This is a genomic window from Acetobacter sp. DsW_063 (assembly GCF_002153745.1).
In the GTDB taxonomy this organism is placed as follows: Bacteria; Pseudomonadota; Alphaproteobacteria; order Acetobacterales; family Acetobacteraceae; genus Acetobacter.
Genome location: NZ_JOPL01000041.1, coordinates 24,642 through 41,228 on the forward strand (window position 1 = coordinate 24,642; position 16,587 = coordinate 41,228).

Below are 16,587 nucleotides of genomic sequence, written 5' to 3' on the forward strand. Positions count from 1 at the left end.
TCCCAGTGCAACCAGCAGAATGAGTTCTCAATGTCCCAGAGCGGCCAGACACCACCGCAAAACCGTATCACCGACCTCAAGGTGTCGGGACATCTCATGACTTTGGACCAGGGACTGTTCTGCGTGTTTCACGCCCCTGCGCAACAGCCTCCCGGCGCCAGCGGTCTGCCCGGCGTGCGCCTGACCGTCGGCCCGCTGGCGAACGACGACGTCGCCATCGCCACATTCGATTCCACCGGCTGGCTCGGCGGAGTCAACAACGGCGCGTTGGTGCGCGTAAGCCGCGGACCGGCGCAGGTTCTTGTCACCATCTATCAGGATCAAAACACGGTTCACGAGGCGCCGCGCCTTCAGGTGCTGCGCCTGAGCGACGCAGGCGTGCCTGCGTCGCCCGTAGCAGCGCGTGTGGAAGCCGCTCAGCCGCATGCGTCCTCCATAGCCGCGCCGACGCCGATCCAGACGACGCCTGCGCCCAAAGGCCAGGCCCCCGAAGTTGCAGCACACATCCAGCGACGCGGCGACGTCAGCGCACGACTTGGCGAGTGGATGGGCAAGCCCGGCAGCCGGTCCTGGATCGAAGGTTTCGGCATTTCCCCCGACCATACGATTACCCCCGCAGACATCGAATATCAGGCTGTTCTTGGCAAAGGCTGGCTCTCCCCTTGGGCGCAGGGCGGTCAATACTGCGGCAGCCGGGGAATGGCCCTGCCAATTCTGGGACTGAAAGTCAGACTCAAGGGCGAAGCGGCGGAAGCTTACTCCTGCCTTCTGGAAGCCAGCTTTACCGACGGCACCAAGATCGGCCCGATCGACGGCGCCATCGCCGCCGAAGCGGAAAGCCTCGCGCCGCTCGAAGCTTTCCGGATCGCCATCGCCCCGCGCGACGATCAAGACGACGTTGAAATTATCGACGAACTTGAAGACGAACTCGAAGAGGACCTGGCCCTGCTGGAATCTGCGACAACCGCCCCCAGCCGAGCCCAGACGCGCCAACGTCCCGGACGCCCGCAGAGCGAAACAGCCAAGCCCGCACGCGCCGTGGCCACCTCGGCCACACGCGTAGCGCCGCCGAGCAGTGCGAAAAAGAAGACGATAACCACTACAAATGCGGCTGCTCCGATGCTCACGCCCAAGCAACCCAAAACAGCGCCCGTCAAAGCGACCGTCGCCGTTAAAACAACCAAAAAGTCTCCCCCGGCGCAGCCCGCAACGTCTGCGCCACGCGGGCGCAAGCCGCGACGCTGAGCATGACGCTGCTGGCGCACGTCGGGAGCAATCCCACGACGCGGCGCCCGTGACGACGTGACGATCTTCGCCTTTAGCGGCCATGGCCGCCAAAGGGGGCATGACCGGTACGGTCGGACAAGCGCACGGCTTCCGAGAACTGGACCTTCGATTTGAAATTCCTTTTTGTACATCAAAATTTTCCGGGACAGTTCCTGCATCTTGTCCGTCACCTCGTTCGTTCCGGAAAACACGAAGTCGTTTTCATCAGCGAAGGAAATGAAAACGTCATCGGCGGTGTGCGTCGGGTGATCTATCGAATGCCCCGCACTCCATCCAACCAGACCCATCCGGGAGCGCGGGAATTCGACGCCGGTCTGACCCGTGCGGAAGCAGTTGCAAAAGCCGCCCTGACTTTACGTGATCTGGGCTTCGCCCCTGACATCATTATCGGTCATCACGGTTGGGGCGAACTGCTCAACATGAGCGACGTTTTCCCAAGCGCGCCCATATTGGGCTACTTTGAGTTCTTTTATCACACCGACAAATTCGATGTCGGCTTCGATCCGGAATTTCCTCTGACCCCGGACATGCCCGCCAAAATCCGCGCAAAGAACGCGATAAATCTGCAGGCGTTGAATAATCCGGGTTGGGGGCAAACGCCAACGGCGTTCCAGCATTCAACCTACCCTGAGTGGGCCCGTTCGCGCATCTTCCTGTTGCGCGAAGGCGTCAATCTGGATCAATGCTGCCCGGATCCACTGGCCGCAAAAAAGGAATTTACGATCAAAGGTCTTTCATTTTCTCCGAAAGAGCAATTGATCACCTACGTTGCACGAGATTTGGAGCCTTACCGCGGCTTTCACGTGTTCATGCGTTCGTTGCCGCGCATTCTCAAGGAATGTCCGCACGCCCGCGTCGTTCTGGTAGGCGGCGACGGCGTGAGTTACGGCGCGCGCCTGCCACACGGCACATGGCGCGAACGTATGCTGTCGGAACTGCACGGGCGCATTCCGCTCGATCGCGTCCATTTCGTCGGCAAGGTCAGTTACGACGATTTTCGGCGCATGCTGCAACGTTCGGATGCGCATGTGTATCTGACCTACCCTTTCGTCGCCTCCTGGTCGCTACGCGAGGCGATGGCCTCCGGCTGCGCTATTGTGGGAAGCGCTACGGCCCCGGTTGAGGAGTTCCTTCAAGACCGCAAGACCGCGTTGCTGACCACATTCACCGATCCCGATGCGATCGCAGAAAGCGTCGTCGAGATTCTAAAAAACAAGCGCCTCGCCAAAACGCTTCGCGGCGCCGCGCGCGCCGAAGCCGAGCGGACCTTATCGATGCAAGGCTATCTCTCGCAGTACGAGGCCATCATCGAACAGCTCGCCGGGAAAAGGCTTTCAGCCGAGGAGACGACTGCCCCTGCGCGTGTCAAACGAAAAGCGATAAAGGCCCCCTTAATTGTCCCGCCGACCAAACGTCCGGCGACGAAGGCCTCCACCCCCGTGGTTGCGCCGAAAAAAGCCGGACGCCCCAAAAAAACGATTTGAAACGAAGTTTCAGTTCGGACTGGACGCTTTGGGCGGTGGGATGGTCGGCAAAGCAGACGCTTGGTGTTTGTAAATGCGACCGCTTTTGCCTCCCTTCCATGACACTCAACCGTCAATTGTCCGCTCCACAAAGCGTGGCATAGGGCGTCGAACAACCACCAATCACATGATTCGGTAAAGATGGAGCCGCGCGAATGCGTAGCTCCATCTGGGATCTCTTTGCTTACTGAACGGTGCGGAGCTTGCCAGGCGCGGTCCATTCCGCGCCTTTCATAAAGGCGTCGTTTGGCGTCTCCGCCAAATGGTTGGCATAATTGGAAAGTAGCTTCGTCGCGGACAGAACCAACAGATCCAGCACAGATTGATTGGTAAACCCGGCAGCTTTGAAGGCCCCAACATCGGTTTCGGTCATAACACCTCGCTGGCGGGTGAGTTTCGCGGCGAAGCTGCGGAGCGCTTCCAGCCTGGCATCCGCGATCGGCGTATTGTTCCGGATGGCGCTGATCACCACATCATCCACATGCGCCATGCGGGACAGGTTGGTGTGTCCTGCCATGCAATAGGTGCACTCATTCTCATAGATGATAGCGAGATAGGCGACATTGCGCTCCTGCGCCGTGAAGCTGGTCTTTTCGGCGATGGTCCAGAGCGCGGCATAGGCTTCCAGCGCCGCCGGGCTTTCCGCCAGCACGCGGCGCAGGTTGGGCACGAAGCCCCAAGCGGCCTGAACCCCGTCCAGGATCGTGGCGGAAGCGGCGGGAGCGTTGCCGCTGTCGAGCAGGTTGAAATCGTTAATCATGATTCAGATCCTTACAGGTTTGAAAAACAGGTGTGAAATTTTGCACCAAGCCGAATTTAGAACGAGGTCCGGCCGATGGACGCGCCGCCGTCGACATGCAGGGTCTGACCGGTCATGAAACCGGCTTCCGAAGAGAGCAAGAAGGCGATGGTGGCGGCGATTTCATCAGGCGCGCCAAAGCGCTTCATCGGCACCGCCGCGAGATAACGGGCTTCGCCCGCACTGCCGGGCGGATTGTTCTCCCGGAAGAGTTCGGTCTCGGTCGGGCCGGGCGCCACCGCGTTGACGGTGATGCCGGTTTCAGCCAGTTCCAGCGCCCAGTTACGGGTAAAACTGGTCAGCGCAGCTTTGGCGGCGGCATAGGCGGTGCGCTGCAGGCTGCCGAGGACCGTCAGGCTGGTGATATTGACGATACGCCCCCAACCGCGCGCCTTCATGCCGGGAAGGAAGGCCTGCGCGGCCTGCACCGCCGGGTGCAGATTTACCCGCAGCACGTCGTCGAGTGTCGCAAGATCAATCTCGCCCAGCCATTGCGGACGCACCAGCCCGACATTGTTGATCACGCCGTCGATCGCGAAATTTGAGTTGATCTCGGCCAACGCGGCCTCCGTTCTGCCGCGGTCACCGAGATCCGCCGTGACGAAGGCGCTTGGAAAATCGGCGGGCATGGCGCGTGCGACGCCAATGACATGATGGCCGGATTGCGCCAGACGGCGGGACAAGGCGAGGCCAATACCCTTGCTGGCGCCGGTGACAAGAAAGCTGCTGGACATTCTCGGGGTCCTTGAAAAGGTGTCCATCGGCTCTTGGAAAGCCAAAGGCTTGGGATCAGGCCGTAATGTTTTCCGCGTGGCGCAGCGCGGGCAACATGGCCTCGGGCTCCGGGCGGCGCGTGTAATCAGGATTCACCTCGGCATAGAGAATGACGCCATCCTGACCGATGACGAAGCGGGCAGGCATGGGCAGTGTCCAACTCGGGTCATCATTGAAAGCGGGCAGATCGTTCTTGAGACTCTTGTAGAGTTCCACTAGGTAATCCGGCAACGCGAAGCGCAGGCCGAAGGCTGCGGCGACGTTATTCTCCGTGTCTGACAGGATGGGGAAAGAGAGGCTGTTCTGGCGCACGGACTTGCGGCTGTTCACCGGTGTCTGGGGCGAGATCGCAATCAGGCTGGCGCCACGTGCCGTGAAGTCTGGCAGGACCGCTTCCAGCGCCTGCAGCTCCATATTGCAATAGGGACACCAGACGCCGCGATAGAAGCTGACGACGAGCGGGCCATGAGCCAGCAGATCGCGGGACGACATGGGCTTGCCATCGGGATCTTCCAGAGTGAAGACCGGTGCTTTGTCACCGGCCTTAAGCGCGCGGCCAGCGGCTCCCGAAGCGATCAACTCGGCAGTAGCGCGGCGCATGGTCTCGATCACCGAATGGGGCACGTTATAGGGGGGCTTTCCAGCCTCGAAATCGGCTTTGAAGGCATCGAGCCTGTCTTGCAGGGTCATTGGTTTGTCTTTCGATTGATGGCGACGGAGGCAGAATGATTGGAAATGACACTGGGGAGCAGTGCGCTCGTCCGACTAGCGTTTATTCCGCGTCGGAATGCGCTGACGCGGCAGCCTGGTAGACCGGGCAATCGGTGAATCCGTCCATTTGCGCAGCGTCTCGAGCGGAAGGTGAAGCCCTTTGCGTTCCACCAACTTTTCCGAGGCGAAGGTCGGGTCAAATCCTGCGTGCGCAGGAGCGCGAGCATACCTTCGTGCAGGCCGTCTGACGTGCCGCTATTCGGCGTCCATCCGCGCGGCCGATGCACCAGCGCCGTCACTGCGCATCCGCTCGAGAAGGCGGCGGGTCTGACGGTCTGAGCCCCCAGGACTGCGCGACGCAGCCAGCCTCGCCATGGAACCCTTAAGCACTGCCGACGGCACGCCCGGCCGACGCAGATCGTGCTCGTTCTCACCACTCGGGCACCAAACTGATTAGAGACTCGCGCAAAGGAGACGGGCTGGCTTCGTCCGCAAAGCCGCCGTGTCTGCAAACAGCACAGCGGGCAAAGTGCCCCACATGTTGGAATTAGCGCCTCCGCGAGGCCAACCTATGCCGATTTGGAAACCGGTCCTCCGTCGCCTCATCCCCCCACCCGAAAGCAAACCTTAAGACTTCTCACCCCATACTGACCCGCTCCACCCGGAGCCGGTCAGATGAACGCAGCCTTTCCACCCGTCGCGCGCGCAACGAACGACGCTGCCGACATCTCGAACGTTCCGAAAGACCAGTGGATATCCCGCGCCATGGACTGCGAGCGCGCGGGCGATCTGCCTGCCGCACGTCGCCACGCCCTCCGATCAATCGGCACAGACGCGCGAAATATTACAAGCCTGATGTTCCTGGCCCGCGTGGAGCTTGCGCTCGGCTGTGCCCCGCGGGCAGTCGCACCGCTCAAACGCGCGGCCCGGTTACATCCGGTCTTCGCCATTCGGCTGATCTACGCCCGCTGCCTGCGAAAAGTCGGACAAATAGCGAAGGCTCAAGAGGAGCTCGACGCCGCCGTCGCCGACATGCCGCAAACAGCGGCAACCTACACCGTTCTGGGCCTGACTTTCGAAAATATTCACGAACCCGCTCAGGCCGCGGTTTTCTATCGTCGTGGATTGGCGATCGCCTCTGACGATGGCGTCATCTGTCATCGCCTTGGCCGTCTTCTAAACGAAGCAGGCTCTATGGAGGAAGGATGCGCGTTGCTTGAACGTGCGCAGGCGTCCCGTCCTGCGTCTTCGGATCTTCATCTTGATCACAGTGTTTCTCTGGCGAACATGGGCAGGTTTCACGAGGCGCTCGATGCGATAGATCGCGCAGTCGGCATCGATCCCGCCAATTATCGCGCCCGGCATAACAGAGGGCATATTCTTCTGAATTTAAATCGTTCGCACGAAGCCATCGCCGAATTCGACAGAGTCCTGCAGACCCGCCCGGAGTTCGCCCAGTCCCGCTTTTCGCGCGCTTCCGCACTATTAAAAACCGGCGCGTATGAAGAAGGTTGGCGGGAATATGAATGGCGATGGAAAGATTGCCAGACCATGCCTGAGAATCTGCCCGGCCTGCCGTGGCAGGGGGAGAGCCTTGCCGGGCGCAATCTGTTGCTGTTCACGGAACAGGGTTTCGGCGACAGCCTTCAGTTCATCCGGTTCGCGCCGGAACTGGCTGCGCGTGGCGCGCAGGTCACGGTGCTCGCGCCGCCGTCGCTGGCGCGCCTGCTTGGGTCAGTTGAGAGCGTCCGGGCGGTTATCTCGGAGCCGCCGCCCCGCGACGCGTTCGCGTTTCACTGTCCTTTGGCAAGCCTGCCTTACCGTCTGGGCATTACGCTGCGCTCCGTGCCCGCTGCGCCATATCTAAGCGTCGCGCCCGCTCTCGCCAACGAGGGAGCGAACGCGGTCCGGGCTCTCTTCCCGGCACATCTGGATCGGCCGGAACCTGTGATAGGCCTCGTCTGGTCCGGGGCGCCGCGTCCATTCCAGATCAGCGCCAACCTCATCGACCGCCGACGTTCGATGCACGTTGGGGAACTGGCCCCCCTCACCTCCCTGCCCGGTGTCCGTTTCGCTTCATTTCAATTCGGCACGGCACGGCAGGAACTGCATGATGCGAAACTGCCCATCATCGACGTGATGCAGGGCGTATCCGATTTCGCGGACACGGCGGCGCGATTGCTGGCTGTCGATCTGCTGCTCGCCGTCGACACCTCGATCGTGCATCTGGCGGGCGGACTGGGCGCGCCAGTCTGGACGCTGTCACGTTTCGACGGATGCTGGCGCTGGCTGGAAGAGCGGCCAGACACGCCGTGGTATCCGTCGATGACGTTGATCCGCCAGCCGCGTCCCGGCGACTGGGCCGCGACGATAGCCGTTGCGCGGGATAAGCTTGAAATTTGGCGCGATGAATGGCTCGTAGCCGAAAAAGCCAATGCACAAAAACAGCGCGTCTGGGAAACAGAAAAACGTTGACACGCTTTTTTAGTGCGCGCCACGCGTAAGAACGACGCTTCAGTCAGGCATTTTCTGGCGTTGGCAGCCCAAGTCGAGCACGAATTTCCCGCGCGATTGCAGGCGCGTCGTCCAAAGGTTCGACCAGCCAGCCCTCGACCTCTCCCTCGAACCGGCGTGCACGTCCACATTTCAGCAACGTCTCGACAAAGATACCGATCCGGCGGGAAGACCCGGGCAAGTCATGGATGTAGAGCGGGGCGGAACTTGCTGCCGCTTCCGACATCATTGAAATGCTGTCCGTTGTGACCACAAGAAAATCCGCGCAGGCCACGAGCCCAAGGTATGGGTTGTCCGCTCCATCGCTCCAGACGGTCCCGCCCACGGAAGCGGCGGCCTCCCGTAACGCCGCCACGCCCTCTGCGCCTGTCCTACGGGAGGTGGTGATGAAGAGATGAGCGCCAGAAACGCGCGCCGCCCTTGCCAGCGACGCGCCCAATTGCTCCGCCTCGGCGCGTCCGAAACGGAAGCGGCCGTTGGCTCCGCCGACCAGCGCCGCGAGAAGCGGCTGACCGGAGCGCACAAGTCTGGCGCTCCAATCGGCGCGCGCCTGTTCCAGTCGCCCCGGAGTCAGCCCGTGCAGGGCCGTTCGGCCCAGGAGCACGTTTGGCCCTTCTATTTCATCGTGAACGTTGGCGACGACCAGATCGAACCGGTCTAGCTTCATGCGCGGGTGCTGGATCTGTACGACGGTATAGCCCTTGCGGCGCAAAGCAGCGCCAATGGCCGCCCCTTTGCCCGCCACGGTCAGAACAGGACCAATAATCGAGGAGTCGGAGCCGCGAGTTGCAAACGCCCCAGCCTCAACGGCCGCGAGGGGGTTCGGCCACATCCGGGCCGGAAACACGCGCATCAGGCCAGTCGGTCTGATCGGCGTCAGTTTCGCCGGGAAGCCAAGACGTTCAGCCAACCCGAAAGCCTGAGAACGCATTCCGGCGAAATCTTCGGCGACCACGGACAGGGCACGCCGCTGCATGGTTCCTGTATCTGGATTCGTATGGGGTTCGGCTTTCACGATGGACGTGTTTCTGGCGCCGCCGGGTCACCCCCGCAAGCGGGAAGCGCCGTCAAAGCCACGCCTGGCGGTTGCAAGGCGTGACGATGGAGGCTCACCAGCCGGGATAGCTCGGGTATGCGGTGTAAGCTGGCGCGACCGGCACGTAGGCCACCGGCGGGGGCGGCGCATAGACGACGCGCGGCGGAGGAGGCGCATAGGCTACCGGCGGCGGAGCCGCGACGGCGCTACCCAGAACCGCGCCGACCGCAAGACCGCCGAGCACGCCACCGACGACGGCGCCCGGCCCCCAACCGTGACGGTAATAGGGACGCGGCCCACCGCCCCAGCGCGGACCACCACCCCAACCGGGTCCACCCCAACGCGGTCCACCGCCCCAACCCGGGTGGGCGTCAGCCGAAACCGGAAGAAGCGTCGAACCGGCGAGAACGCCAAGCAACGCCGGAACGGCCACGAACAAACGAAGCGACTTGCGCATATCGTAATCTCCTGAACAGAGGCGAAGCGCCAGGCGCCTCACCCTAGAATCCAAATAGACACCCCGTTCATGGCGAATTCTTGACCGCGTTTGCGGCAAATCATGGCATGGCGACAGAGGGCCCGAAGATCACCGCCGCCGTGACCGTCACAGACCGGCGGCGGCTTCCTTGACCAGCGCCACATGTTCAGCGGGCTTCACCTTGCGCCAGATCGCCTTGATCCGCCCGTCAGCGCCGACGAGAAACGAACTGCGCTCCATCCCCCAGTAAGTGCGGCCATACATCGATTTCTCGACCCATGTTCCATACAGGTCCGCAAGCAGATGCTCCGGGTCGCTGGCGAGTGGAAACTCGAGCCCGAATTTCTCCGCGAATTTATCGATTTTCGAAACAGGGTCCGGGCTGACGCCGATGATGGTCAGGTCCAGCTTGCCCAAGGCAGGCAGCGCTTCCTGAATGTCGCAGGCCTGCGTGGTGCAACCCGGAGTGTCCGCCTTCGGATAAAAATACAGCAGGTACGGCTTTGCGGCGAGCGCAGCGCTGGACACGGTCCGCCCGGCGCTCGCAGAGAGGGAGAAATCGGGGGCCTTGTCGCCCACTGCAATCGGTTCGGTCGTCATGGCTCGGAGCCTGCATCACTCTCCGGTGGCGCGCAACGACAATGCCGAACCCGCGACGTCACATTTCTCCCACAGGCCCGACCAGACGCACGAAAGCCGCCCGCACCGCCAACGCGACCTCTTCCATGCGCGCGACAAGACGCGCGACGTCGCTTTCGCCCATCGCGCGTAACAACGCCTGTAGTGTCGCCGGCGGCAGCGATTCCAGGGCGCCATGCGGTGGCTTCGGCCCGCACAGCAGCCTCAGCGCACCCTGCAGCGTCCGCCAGAACTGGTCAGCGGAGACGAGGAAGCGCGCGTCCTCCCGCCCCAACACCCCCGTACGACCCAGTCGCTGAAGCGCCGTCGCAGTCACGGGCGAGCGCGCCTCAGTAGAGTCCGCCAGAAGCTGCAGCGCCTGCGCGATGAAATCCACCTCCATCAGCCCTCCGGCCCGCAGCTTCACGTCGCACGGACCTGACGATGGACGATCCCGCTCCAGACGCGCGCGCATCGCGGCGGCGTCGCCCAGAACGTCGTTTCCGCCCGCGTCGCTACGCCCCAGAGCGGCGGCGAACGCATCCTGCATGTTCTTGCGCAACGGCGCGCGGGCGCCATCTTCACCCGCCACGGCGACGACGCGCGCCCGCGTCAACGCCATGCGTTCCCAGGTCCACGCCGAGTCCTCGTGATAACGGCGGAACGCAGTCAGCGAGACCGCCACCGGCCCCGCAGCGCCGGACGGCCTCAAACGCATATCCACCGCATAGAGCGGCCCCTCCGCATCCGGGGCCGTCAACGCGCCGACGAAGCTGTGCGCGAGGCGGAGATAATATTGCGACGCCGTGACCGCGCGCCCGGTCTTTCCCGCCGCGACGACGCTGTGCGCCGACTCTTCCGGATGGTCGAAGACCAGCATCAGGTCGAGATCAGACCCCGACATCATCTCCCGCGATCCCGCCTTGCCCAGCGCGACCAGCGCTGCGGCGCCGCCGGGAACGCGACCGTGACGCAGACGATGTTCGCGGAGCACGGCGTCCAGCAGCACGGCGATCACCGCATCGGCCATCGCCGTGCGATCCCGCGCCGTACGATCTTCGTCGAGCCTACCCTCCAGCCGCGCCACGGACAGACGGAACTCCTCCGCCCGCACCACCGGCCGCAAACGTCCGATCAGCAGGTCCAGAGGAGGTCGCTCGTCGGCAAGCGAGCGTATGCGTGCGGGAGCCGCCGCCTCACCGCCCGACATGTCTTCCGGCTCCAGAAGCCCCTCCAGCGCGGACGGCGTGTCCGCCAGATGGTCCGCCAGAAACGGAGAGGCGTCGAAAATCGCGGCGATGCGTGCGATCAGCGCCGGATTGCGCTCCAGCAGCGACAGAAGCTGCACGCCCGCCCGCTGCCGTGAAAGCAGCGTGTCAAAATGTCTGAGACAGGCGAGCGGGTTGCGCCGCGCGATGAAACTGGTCAGCAACGACGGCGCCAGGGCACGCAGGAGGCTGTGAGCGCGCTCCGACTGAAGCGCGCGGCGGCTGTTGCCCGCCCAGTGGCGCAGCAGCGCCGCCGCCGTCTCGCAGTCGGCCTCAGGGAAGCCTGCCGCCGCCAGACGTTCCGGCAGATCTTCCGCGGACAGATCGGACAGGGAGGCGCTGGCGCGTGGCCCACGTGTGGGCGTCGTGAAGTGGCGTTCGAAGATTCTGCGCGCCGCACGCATCTGCGGCAGCAGATCCAGAGCCAGATCACCGCCACTGGCGTAACCCAGAAAGATGGCGAGCGCTTCGAACCCTTCCCGGTTCGCGGGGATGTCGTGCGTCTGCTGATCGGCGCGCATCTGGATTCGATGCTCGACCTCACGAAGCAGGCGATACGCGCGTGACAGCGTCGCCGCCTCCTCCGCCGGGAGATGCCCGGAACGCGTCAGCCCTCGCAACGCCTGCAGGGTGCGGCGCTCCCGCAGGCCCGGCGTCTTGCCGCCCCAGACAAGCTGCATCGCCTGCGTGACGAATTCGATCTCTCGTATGCCGCCCTCGCCGAGCTTGACGTTATGGCCCAGCAGCCATTGCGCCCCGGCCTCAGGGTCCGTCAGCGTCGCGTCCGGCAATCGCGCCAACCCCGCGCGACCGGGTTTTCGGTGGCGGTCGATCTTCGACTTCATGTCATGAATGTCGTCGATCAGCGCAAAATCGAGATTCCGTCGCCATACGAACGGGTGGATGGCGCGCAGAAAATCGCGCCCCAGCGGAATGTTTCCCGCTACGGGCCGCGCTTTGGTCATCGCCGCGCGCTCCCATGTCTGGCCGAGGCTTTCGTAGTAGGCGATGGCGGCCGGCAGCGACACGGCGAGCGGCGTCGCTGACGGGTCCGGGCGCAGGCGCAGATCGGTGCGAAACACGTATCCGTCCGCGTCCCGCGCTTCCATGAGGCGAACAAGGTCGCTAGTGATACGGATGAACGTCTGGCGCGCAGTGTCCGGATCGGCGTGGAGATCGGCGTCGAAGAGCGCCACGAGATCTATGTCCGAGGAGAAGTTCAGTTCCCGCGCGCCCAGCTTTCCCATCGCCAGCACGACGTAGCCGCTGCCTCGCGCGGGCTGATCGGGGTTCTTCAGCGACAGGCGTCCTGCCTCATACGCGGCGCGAAGCAGATGATTGACGGACGCGTCGAGCGCAGCTTCGGCCAACCTGCTCAGCGCCAGCGTGACCGATTCCAACGACCAGAAACCGCCGATATCAGCCAAAGCCGCGCCAAGGGCGACGCGCCCCTTGGCGACACGCAGGGCGTGCGCGAGATCCTCTCGCGGCGTCGTGCAGGACAACGCAGACAGCGCTTCCAGCGCCTCCTCGACGAATCGGTCCGGTCCGTTTTCCAGCAGACGCGCGAAATCGACCGGGCTTCTGAGCGCGAGATCGGCGAGATAAGGACTCGAGCCGCCGACGCACGCGAGCAGGGACGACGCTCCCGGCGAAGCCAGCATTTCCGGCGGCAATCCTTCTTCCAGCCACAATGCCCGGATATCGACCGCAAAACGCTCTGCCGCCGCCTCATCAACTGGCAGCGTCCAGCGTCCGGCGGGCCAGTCGACGCCCGCGACGCTGCGTTGGCCAACCGCGTGCGGCGCATCGCGTTGATGGTCCAGAAGCTCGTCGTGCCCGGCATGGGACGCGGGAGCGTGATCCGGCGCGCGGCGGGCGCGAGCGGAAGACCGGGGAGGCCCGCCGCGCGGGGTAAGGGGAGTGTTTCCAGGCATGCGCTTTATGGATCAGTGAGACCGGCAGGGATGCGGGCGTGAGCGCTTCTGGTCAAGCCTCGTCGACAACCTCCTCCCCCCGGATCGGCAAACGTCGGTCGCGCGTGTGGTGCCGCCTGCGCTGCTGCGGCGTGCTGACGGCGCTGCTGGTTGTCCTTCCGGCTCTGGGGTTCGTGGCTCTCCTCGTCACCATGATGTTCCGGCCGCTGAATGTAACGCCGCTGGTTCGCCCCTTCACGCCGATCGTCATCGCCAGGGGTGCAGCGGGCGCGCCACCGCGCGGGCGCCTTGCCATCGGCCATGCCGAACTGCAGTGGATGGGACTGCGGGACGGTTTTGGCTCGCCTGTCCTTCTGCGGTTGCACGACGTAACGATCCTCGACGCCCGTGGAAACACGGTGGACCGCATCAGGGACGGAGCCGTCGCGCTCGACGCTTTCCCTTTGTTTCGCGGTCGCATCGCGATCACCAACCTTCAGGTCGGCGGCGCCAGGCTGACGCTCCGGCGTGACGAGGGCGGCGACGTAGATCTGGATTATGGCGACGACGGGTCGAGCCGCCACGGCGGCGGCCTGCAGGTCGAGTTGAATCATCTGCATCATCTCGCGTTGTCAGACGCTCATGTGGAGGTAAACGACCGCGCGCTTCACGCTCGCTGGATCGTAGACCCGGTCGACGCTACGTTGACCCCGGTGCTGGTGCGTTGGCGGCGTGGGCTGGTCGGCTCTCTGACCATCGGCGTCGCAGCGCGGCCAGATGGTTCAAGCAACGCAATCCCCGCGCCCTTCCAGGTCAACCTGAACGCGCATGGCGACCGCGCGCCGGGCGACCTGCTCTCGTGGCATGTCTCCGTCGCGCCAACAACGCCCGCCGGACTGGCGCCAGTCGTTCCCGCCCTCGCGGCTATGAAATTGCCGCTCGGCCTGACGGCGGACGTCACCCTCCACGCAGGGCGTTGGCTCGGCATGGTCACGCCGCGCGACGCAACCGTGACCGTGACCGGCGGTGAAGGCGAGGTCGACGCTGCCGGATCGACTTTGTTCACTCAGGACGTGGAGGCGCGTCTACGCCTCGAATTTCCTGAACCGCCGACTCACCTGCTCAGACGGGAGGCCATGCCCGCACGTCTGGATGTGACAGAACTCCGCGCGCGCTTGCGTCCGCCGCCGTCTCCTCTCGCAGACTCATCGGCGATTCCTCTGGCAGAAACCCGAACGGAGAATGCGCCTGCGACCACCGACGGGACGGTCGCCACCCCGACGCAGGCTGACAAAACCAAACCCTCCGAACCAGCAATTCCAAAGGGCGCGACGCAGGTAAGCGACACGCAGGCCGCAGACGCCGCCGAGGCCGGAAGCACGGCCCCAACCGCTCAGCAGGACGACCCCGGCCTGACGGCGACTGCAAGCGGCACGCTTTCATGGGCGGACATACACAAACCCACAGTTTTGTCCGGCGACCTGTCGGCGGCGCTGACCGATATTCCGTTCGTTTACGTCGCCCGTTACTGGCCCGCTCTCGCCGGTAAAGGGGCGCGGAAGTGGGTGACCCAGAACATCACCACGGGCATGTTGCGCAACACGCATGTCTCCGTCAGCCTCGTTCCCGGTCCGGACGGGCGCAAGCCCGTCATGTCACGTATCAGCGGCGGGCTGGACGGAGAGGGACTGGACGTTCACTGGCTTCGTCCCATCGCGCCGCTGCACGGCGTCGACGCACATCTCAGCTTCGTCGATCCGAAGACGATCATGATCCGCTTCGACCATGGCTATCAGCTTGTCGAACGTGCGGGCCGACGCGTGGATTCGAACGCGACCGGCAAGCTCGCGCTGGGGGCGGGCAGCATGGAAATTCACGATCTGGACAAGAAGGATCAGACCGGCGTTCTCGACATCACACTTGCAGGGGACCTGCGGGACCATATCGCGGTGCTGAGCGAGCCGCGCCTGCATATCCTGTCGAAGCACCCGCTGCCGTTTACACATCCGAGCGGCTGGGCTGTCGCGCGTAGCAAACTCGAACTGCCTCTGGAATCACATATTACGACCGATGACATGAGGCTGGACGGTCATGCTCAGCTCACCCACGTTCATCTCGGCGACGCGGCGATCGGACGCGACATGGACGACGCCACCATCGCCATGAACGTCACGATGAAGGGGCTGACGCTAACTGGCTCCGGCCTTTTCGCGCATATTCCCACAGACGTTCAGGGCAGCGTGGATTTCGACGCCGCGCCGCCGCGCCATGTCGTCGACAAAGTCGACGCGCAGATGCACATGACGCCCGAGAACGCCGTCCTTGCCGGAATTCCCGTGGACGGACGCTTCGACGGCGTGGCTGACATGAACGCGAAATATGCGTCCATGAGCGACGGAACGGCGACTCTTGGCTTGAATCTCGACCTGACGCGGGCGGCGGTTCACATCCCCATGTGGAGCAAGCCCGCGGACGTTCCAGCCAATGCGAGCGTGCAGCTGACGATCGACCACGGCTCCCTGTCGACGGTCACTGACATACGCGCCACCGGCCCCGATCTGACATTGAGCGGGGAAGCAAAACTCCATGACGGAGCGCCGCCAGAGCTGATCGTGCCTGAGTTCCACGTCGGTCGCTCCAACGGATCGGCCAGTTTCACTGCCCCCATGACGGCGACGCAGCCGATTTCCGTTCATGTGAAGGCTTCCACGCTCGACCTCACGCCGCTGGTGCAGGGCCCGGACGAGAAAATGCCTGCGAAGAAGCCGACGACCTACCATGTCCCGCAGGCGGCCAGCGGCAAGGTGGAAGGCCCACCGGGGCGGCCGTGGTTCATCGATGTCGACGCGGACACGCTGTATTACAGCAAGACGGGAGCGCTCGGCGGCGTATCCGCGCATATCGAACACAATGGCGTCCGGCTGCAGCGCCTTCGGTTCTCAATGGCCTCTCCCTCAACCGCCACTGCCGTGTTGGAGCCTGTTGGCGCGACACGGCGCCTGACAGCCGACGTCACCAATTTCGGCATGCTCGCCGCGCGTACCGGTATGGTCAGCACAATGTCCGGCGGAAATGCGCGGTTGGAGGGACACTTTGACGATTCTCGCGAGAACGCCCCGTTCCACGGGCGTCTGAACATCTCTCCGTTCGTAATTACGAAAGCGCCGGACGCGCTGCTGATGGCGCGCAGCTTGTCGATTTACGGCTGGTTCAACGCCCGTAAAAACGGAGAATTCGAAGTCGACCGGTTCAGCATGCCGGTCTCTTTCGCCGACGGCGTGCTGCATATCGAAGACGGGCGCGCGGGCAATGGCGCACTCGGAGCCACGATCGAGGGGCCTATCGACCTCGATCACGGCACGATGAATCTTGCGGGCACCATCGTGCCCGCGTTCGCCGTCAATGCGCTGCCCGGCAAGTTGCCCGGCGTCGGCAAGCTGTTTTCTCCCGAAAAAGACGGCGGCCTTCTCGCCGTCAAATTCGCGGTGAACGGCAAGCTGGACGATCCGGCGTTCTCCGTCAGTCCTTTCACGATCTTCCTGCCCGGCGTCCTGCGCGACATGTTCTGAAGGTCATTCGCGTATACGGACGGGCCCGATTTCGTCCACGGGCGCTAGTCTGACAGGAAGGCCGCGCCTATATCTCTTCCGCAACCCGACGCCT

General features: G+C 63.6%; 11 protein-coding genes. 4 read left to right on the forward strand and 7 right to left on the reverse strand.

What is annotated here, in order from left to right:
* Nucleotides 1-30: 30 nt before the first annotated feature.
* Both HK28_RS07600 and HK28_RS07605 read left to right on the forward strand, forming a co-directional pair.
* On the forward strand, nucleotides 31-1,245 hold the full coding sequence (locus HK28_RS07600; RefSeq protein ID WP_086643999.1) for a hypothetical protein: 1,215 nt from the start codon (nucleotides 31-33) through the stop codon (nucleotides 1,243-1,245).
* Nucleotides 1,246-1,397: 152 nt separating this feature from the next.
* Nucleotides 1,398-2,771: a glycosyltransferase family 4 protein gene (locus HK28_RS07605; RefSeq protein WP_086644000.1), complete on the forward strand. Its 1,374-nt coding sequence runs from the start codon at nucleotides 1,398-1,400 to the stop codon at nucleotides 2,769-2,771.
* Between the two features lie 223 nt (nucleotides 2,772-2,994).
* Here the strand turns inward: HK28_RS07605 and HK28_RS07610 are convergent, their stop codons facing one another.
* Genes HK28_RS07610 through HK28_RS07620 form a run of 3 tightly spaced genes read right to left on the reverse strand, consistent with a single transcriptional unit; the run spans nucleotide 2,995 to nucleotide 5,073 of the window.
* Nucleotides 2,995-3,570, reverse strand: a complete 576-nt coding sequence (locus HK28_RS07610) for a carboxymuconolactone decarboxylase family protein (RefSeq protein ID WP_086644001.1) — start codon at nucleotides 3,568-3,570, stop codon at nucleotides 2,995-2,997.
* 56 nt (nucleotides 3,571-3,626) lie between these two features.
* Complete coding sequence (locus HK28_RS07615; RefSeq protein WP_086644002.1) at nucleotides 3,627-4,343, reverse strand: SDR family oxidoreductase; 717 nt, start codon at nucleotides 4,341-4,343, stop codon at nucleotides 3,627-3,629.
* Between the two features lie 55 nt (nucleotides 4,344-4,398).
* Nucleotides 4,399-5,073 (reverse strand): peroxiredoxin-like family protein, encoded by a 675-nt coding sequence (locus tag HK28_RS07620; RefSeq protein WP_086644003.1) that lies wholly within the window; start codon nucleotides 5,071-5,073, stop codon nucleotides 4,399-4,401.
* A gap of 696 nt (nucleotides 5,074-5,769) precedes the next feature.
* Here HK28_RS07620 and HK28_RS07625 point away from each other — a divergent pair.
* A complete protein-coding gene (locus HK28_RS07625; protein WP_086644004.1) occupies nucleotides 5,770-7,569 on the forward strand; it encodes a tetratricopeptide repeat protein in 1,800 nt (599 codons plus the stop codon).
* Nucleotides 7,570-7,612: 43 nt separating this feature from the next.
* Here HK28_RS07625 and HK28_RS07630 read toward each other — a convergent pair whose 3' ends face one another.
* The 4 genes from HK28_RS07630 to HK28_RS07645 form a co-directional block, all read right to left on the reverse strand.
* Complete coding sequence (locus HK28_RS07630; protein WP_086644005.1) at nucleotides 7,613-8,584, reverse strand: mitochondrial fission ELM1 family protein; 972 nt, start codon at nucleotides 8,582-8,584, stop codon at nucleotides 7,613-7,615.
* Nucleotides 8,585-8,717: 133 nt separating this feature from the next.
* Nucleotides 8,718-9,101 carry a hypothetical protein gene (locus tag HK28_RS07635; RefSeq protein WP_086644006.1) on the reverse strand — a complete coding sequence of 128 codons (384 nt, stop codon included), beginning with the start codon at nucleotides 9,099-9,101 and terminating at the stop codon, nucleotides 8,718-8,720.
* 147 nt (nucleotides 9,102-9,248) lie between these two features.
* Nucleotides 9,249-9,722 carry a thioredoxin-dependent thiol peroxidase gene (bcp, locus tag HK28_RS07640; RefSeq protein ID WP_086644007.1) on the reverse strand — a complete coding sequence of 158 codons (474 nt, stop codon included), beginning with the start codon at nucleotides 9,720-9,722 and terminating at the stop codon, nucleotides 9,249-9,251.
* A gap of 58 nt (nucleotides 9,723-9,780) precedes the next feature.
* The gene (locus HK28_RS07645) at nucleotides 9,781-12,945 is read right to left on the reverse strand and encodes a bifunctional [glutamine synthetase] adenylyltransferase/[glutamine synthetase]-adenylyl-L-tyrosine phosphorylase (protein ID WP_086644008.1); all 3,165 of its coding nucleotides are present in this window, start codon (nucleotides 12,943-12,945) and stop codon (nucleotides 9,781-9,783) included.
* A 38-nt stretch (nucleotides 12,946-12,983) separates the two neighbouring features.
* Between HK28_RS07645 and HK28_RS07650 the strand changes: the two genes are divergently transcribed.
* Complete coding sequence (locus tag HK28_RS07650) at nucleotides 12,984-16,493, forward strand: AsmA-like C-terminal region-containing protein (RefSeq protein ID WP_143217360.1); 3,510 nt, start codon at nucleotides 12,984-12,986, stop codon at nucleotides 16,491-16,493.
* The last annotated feature ends 94 nt before the right edge of the window (nucleotides 16,494-16,587 follow it).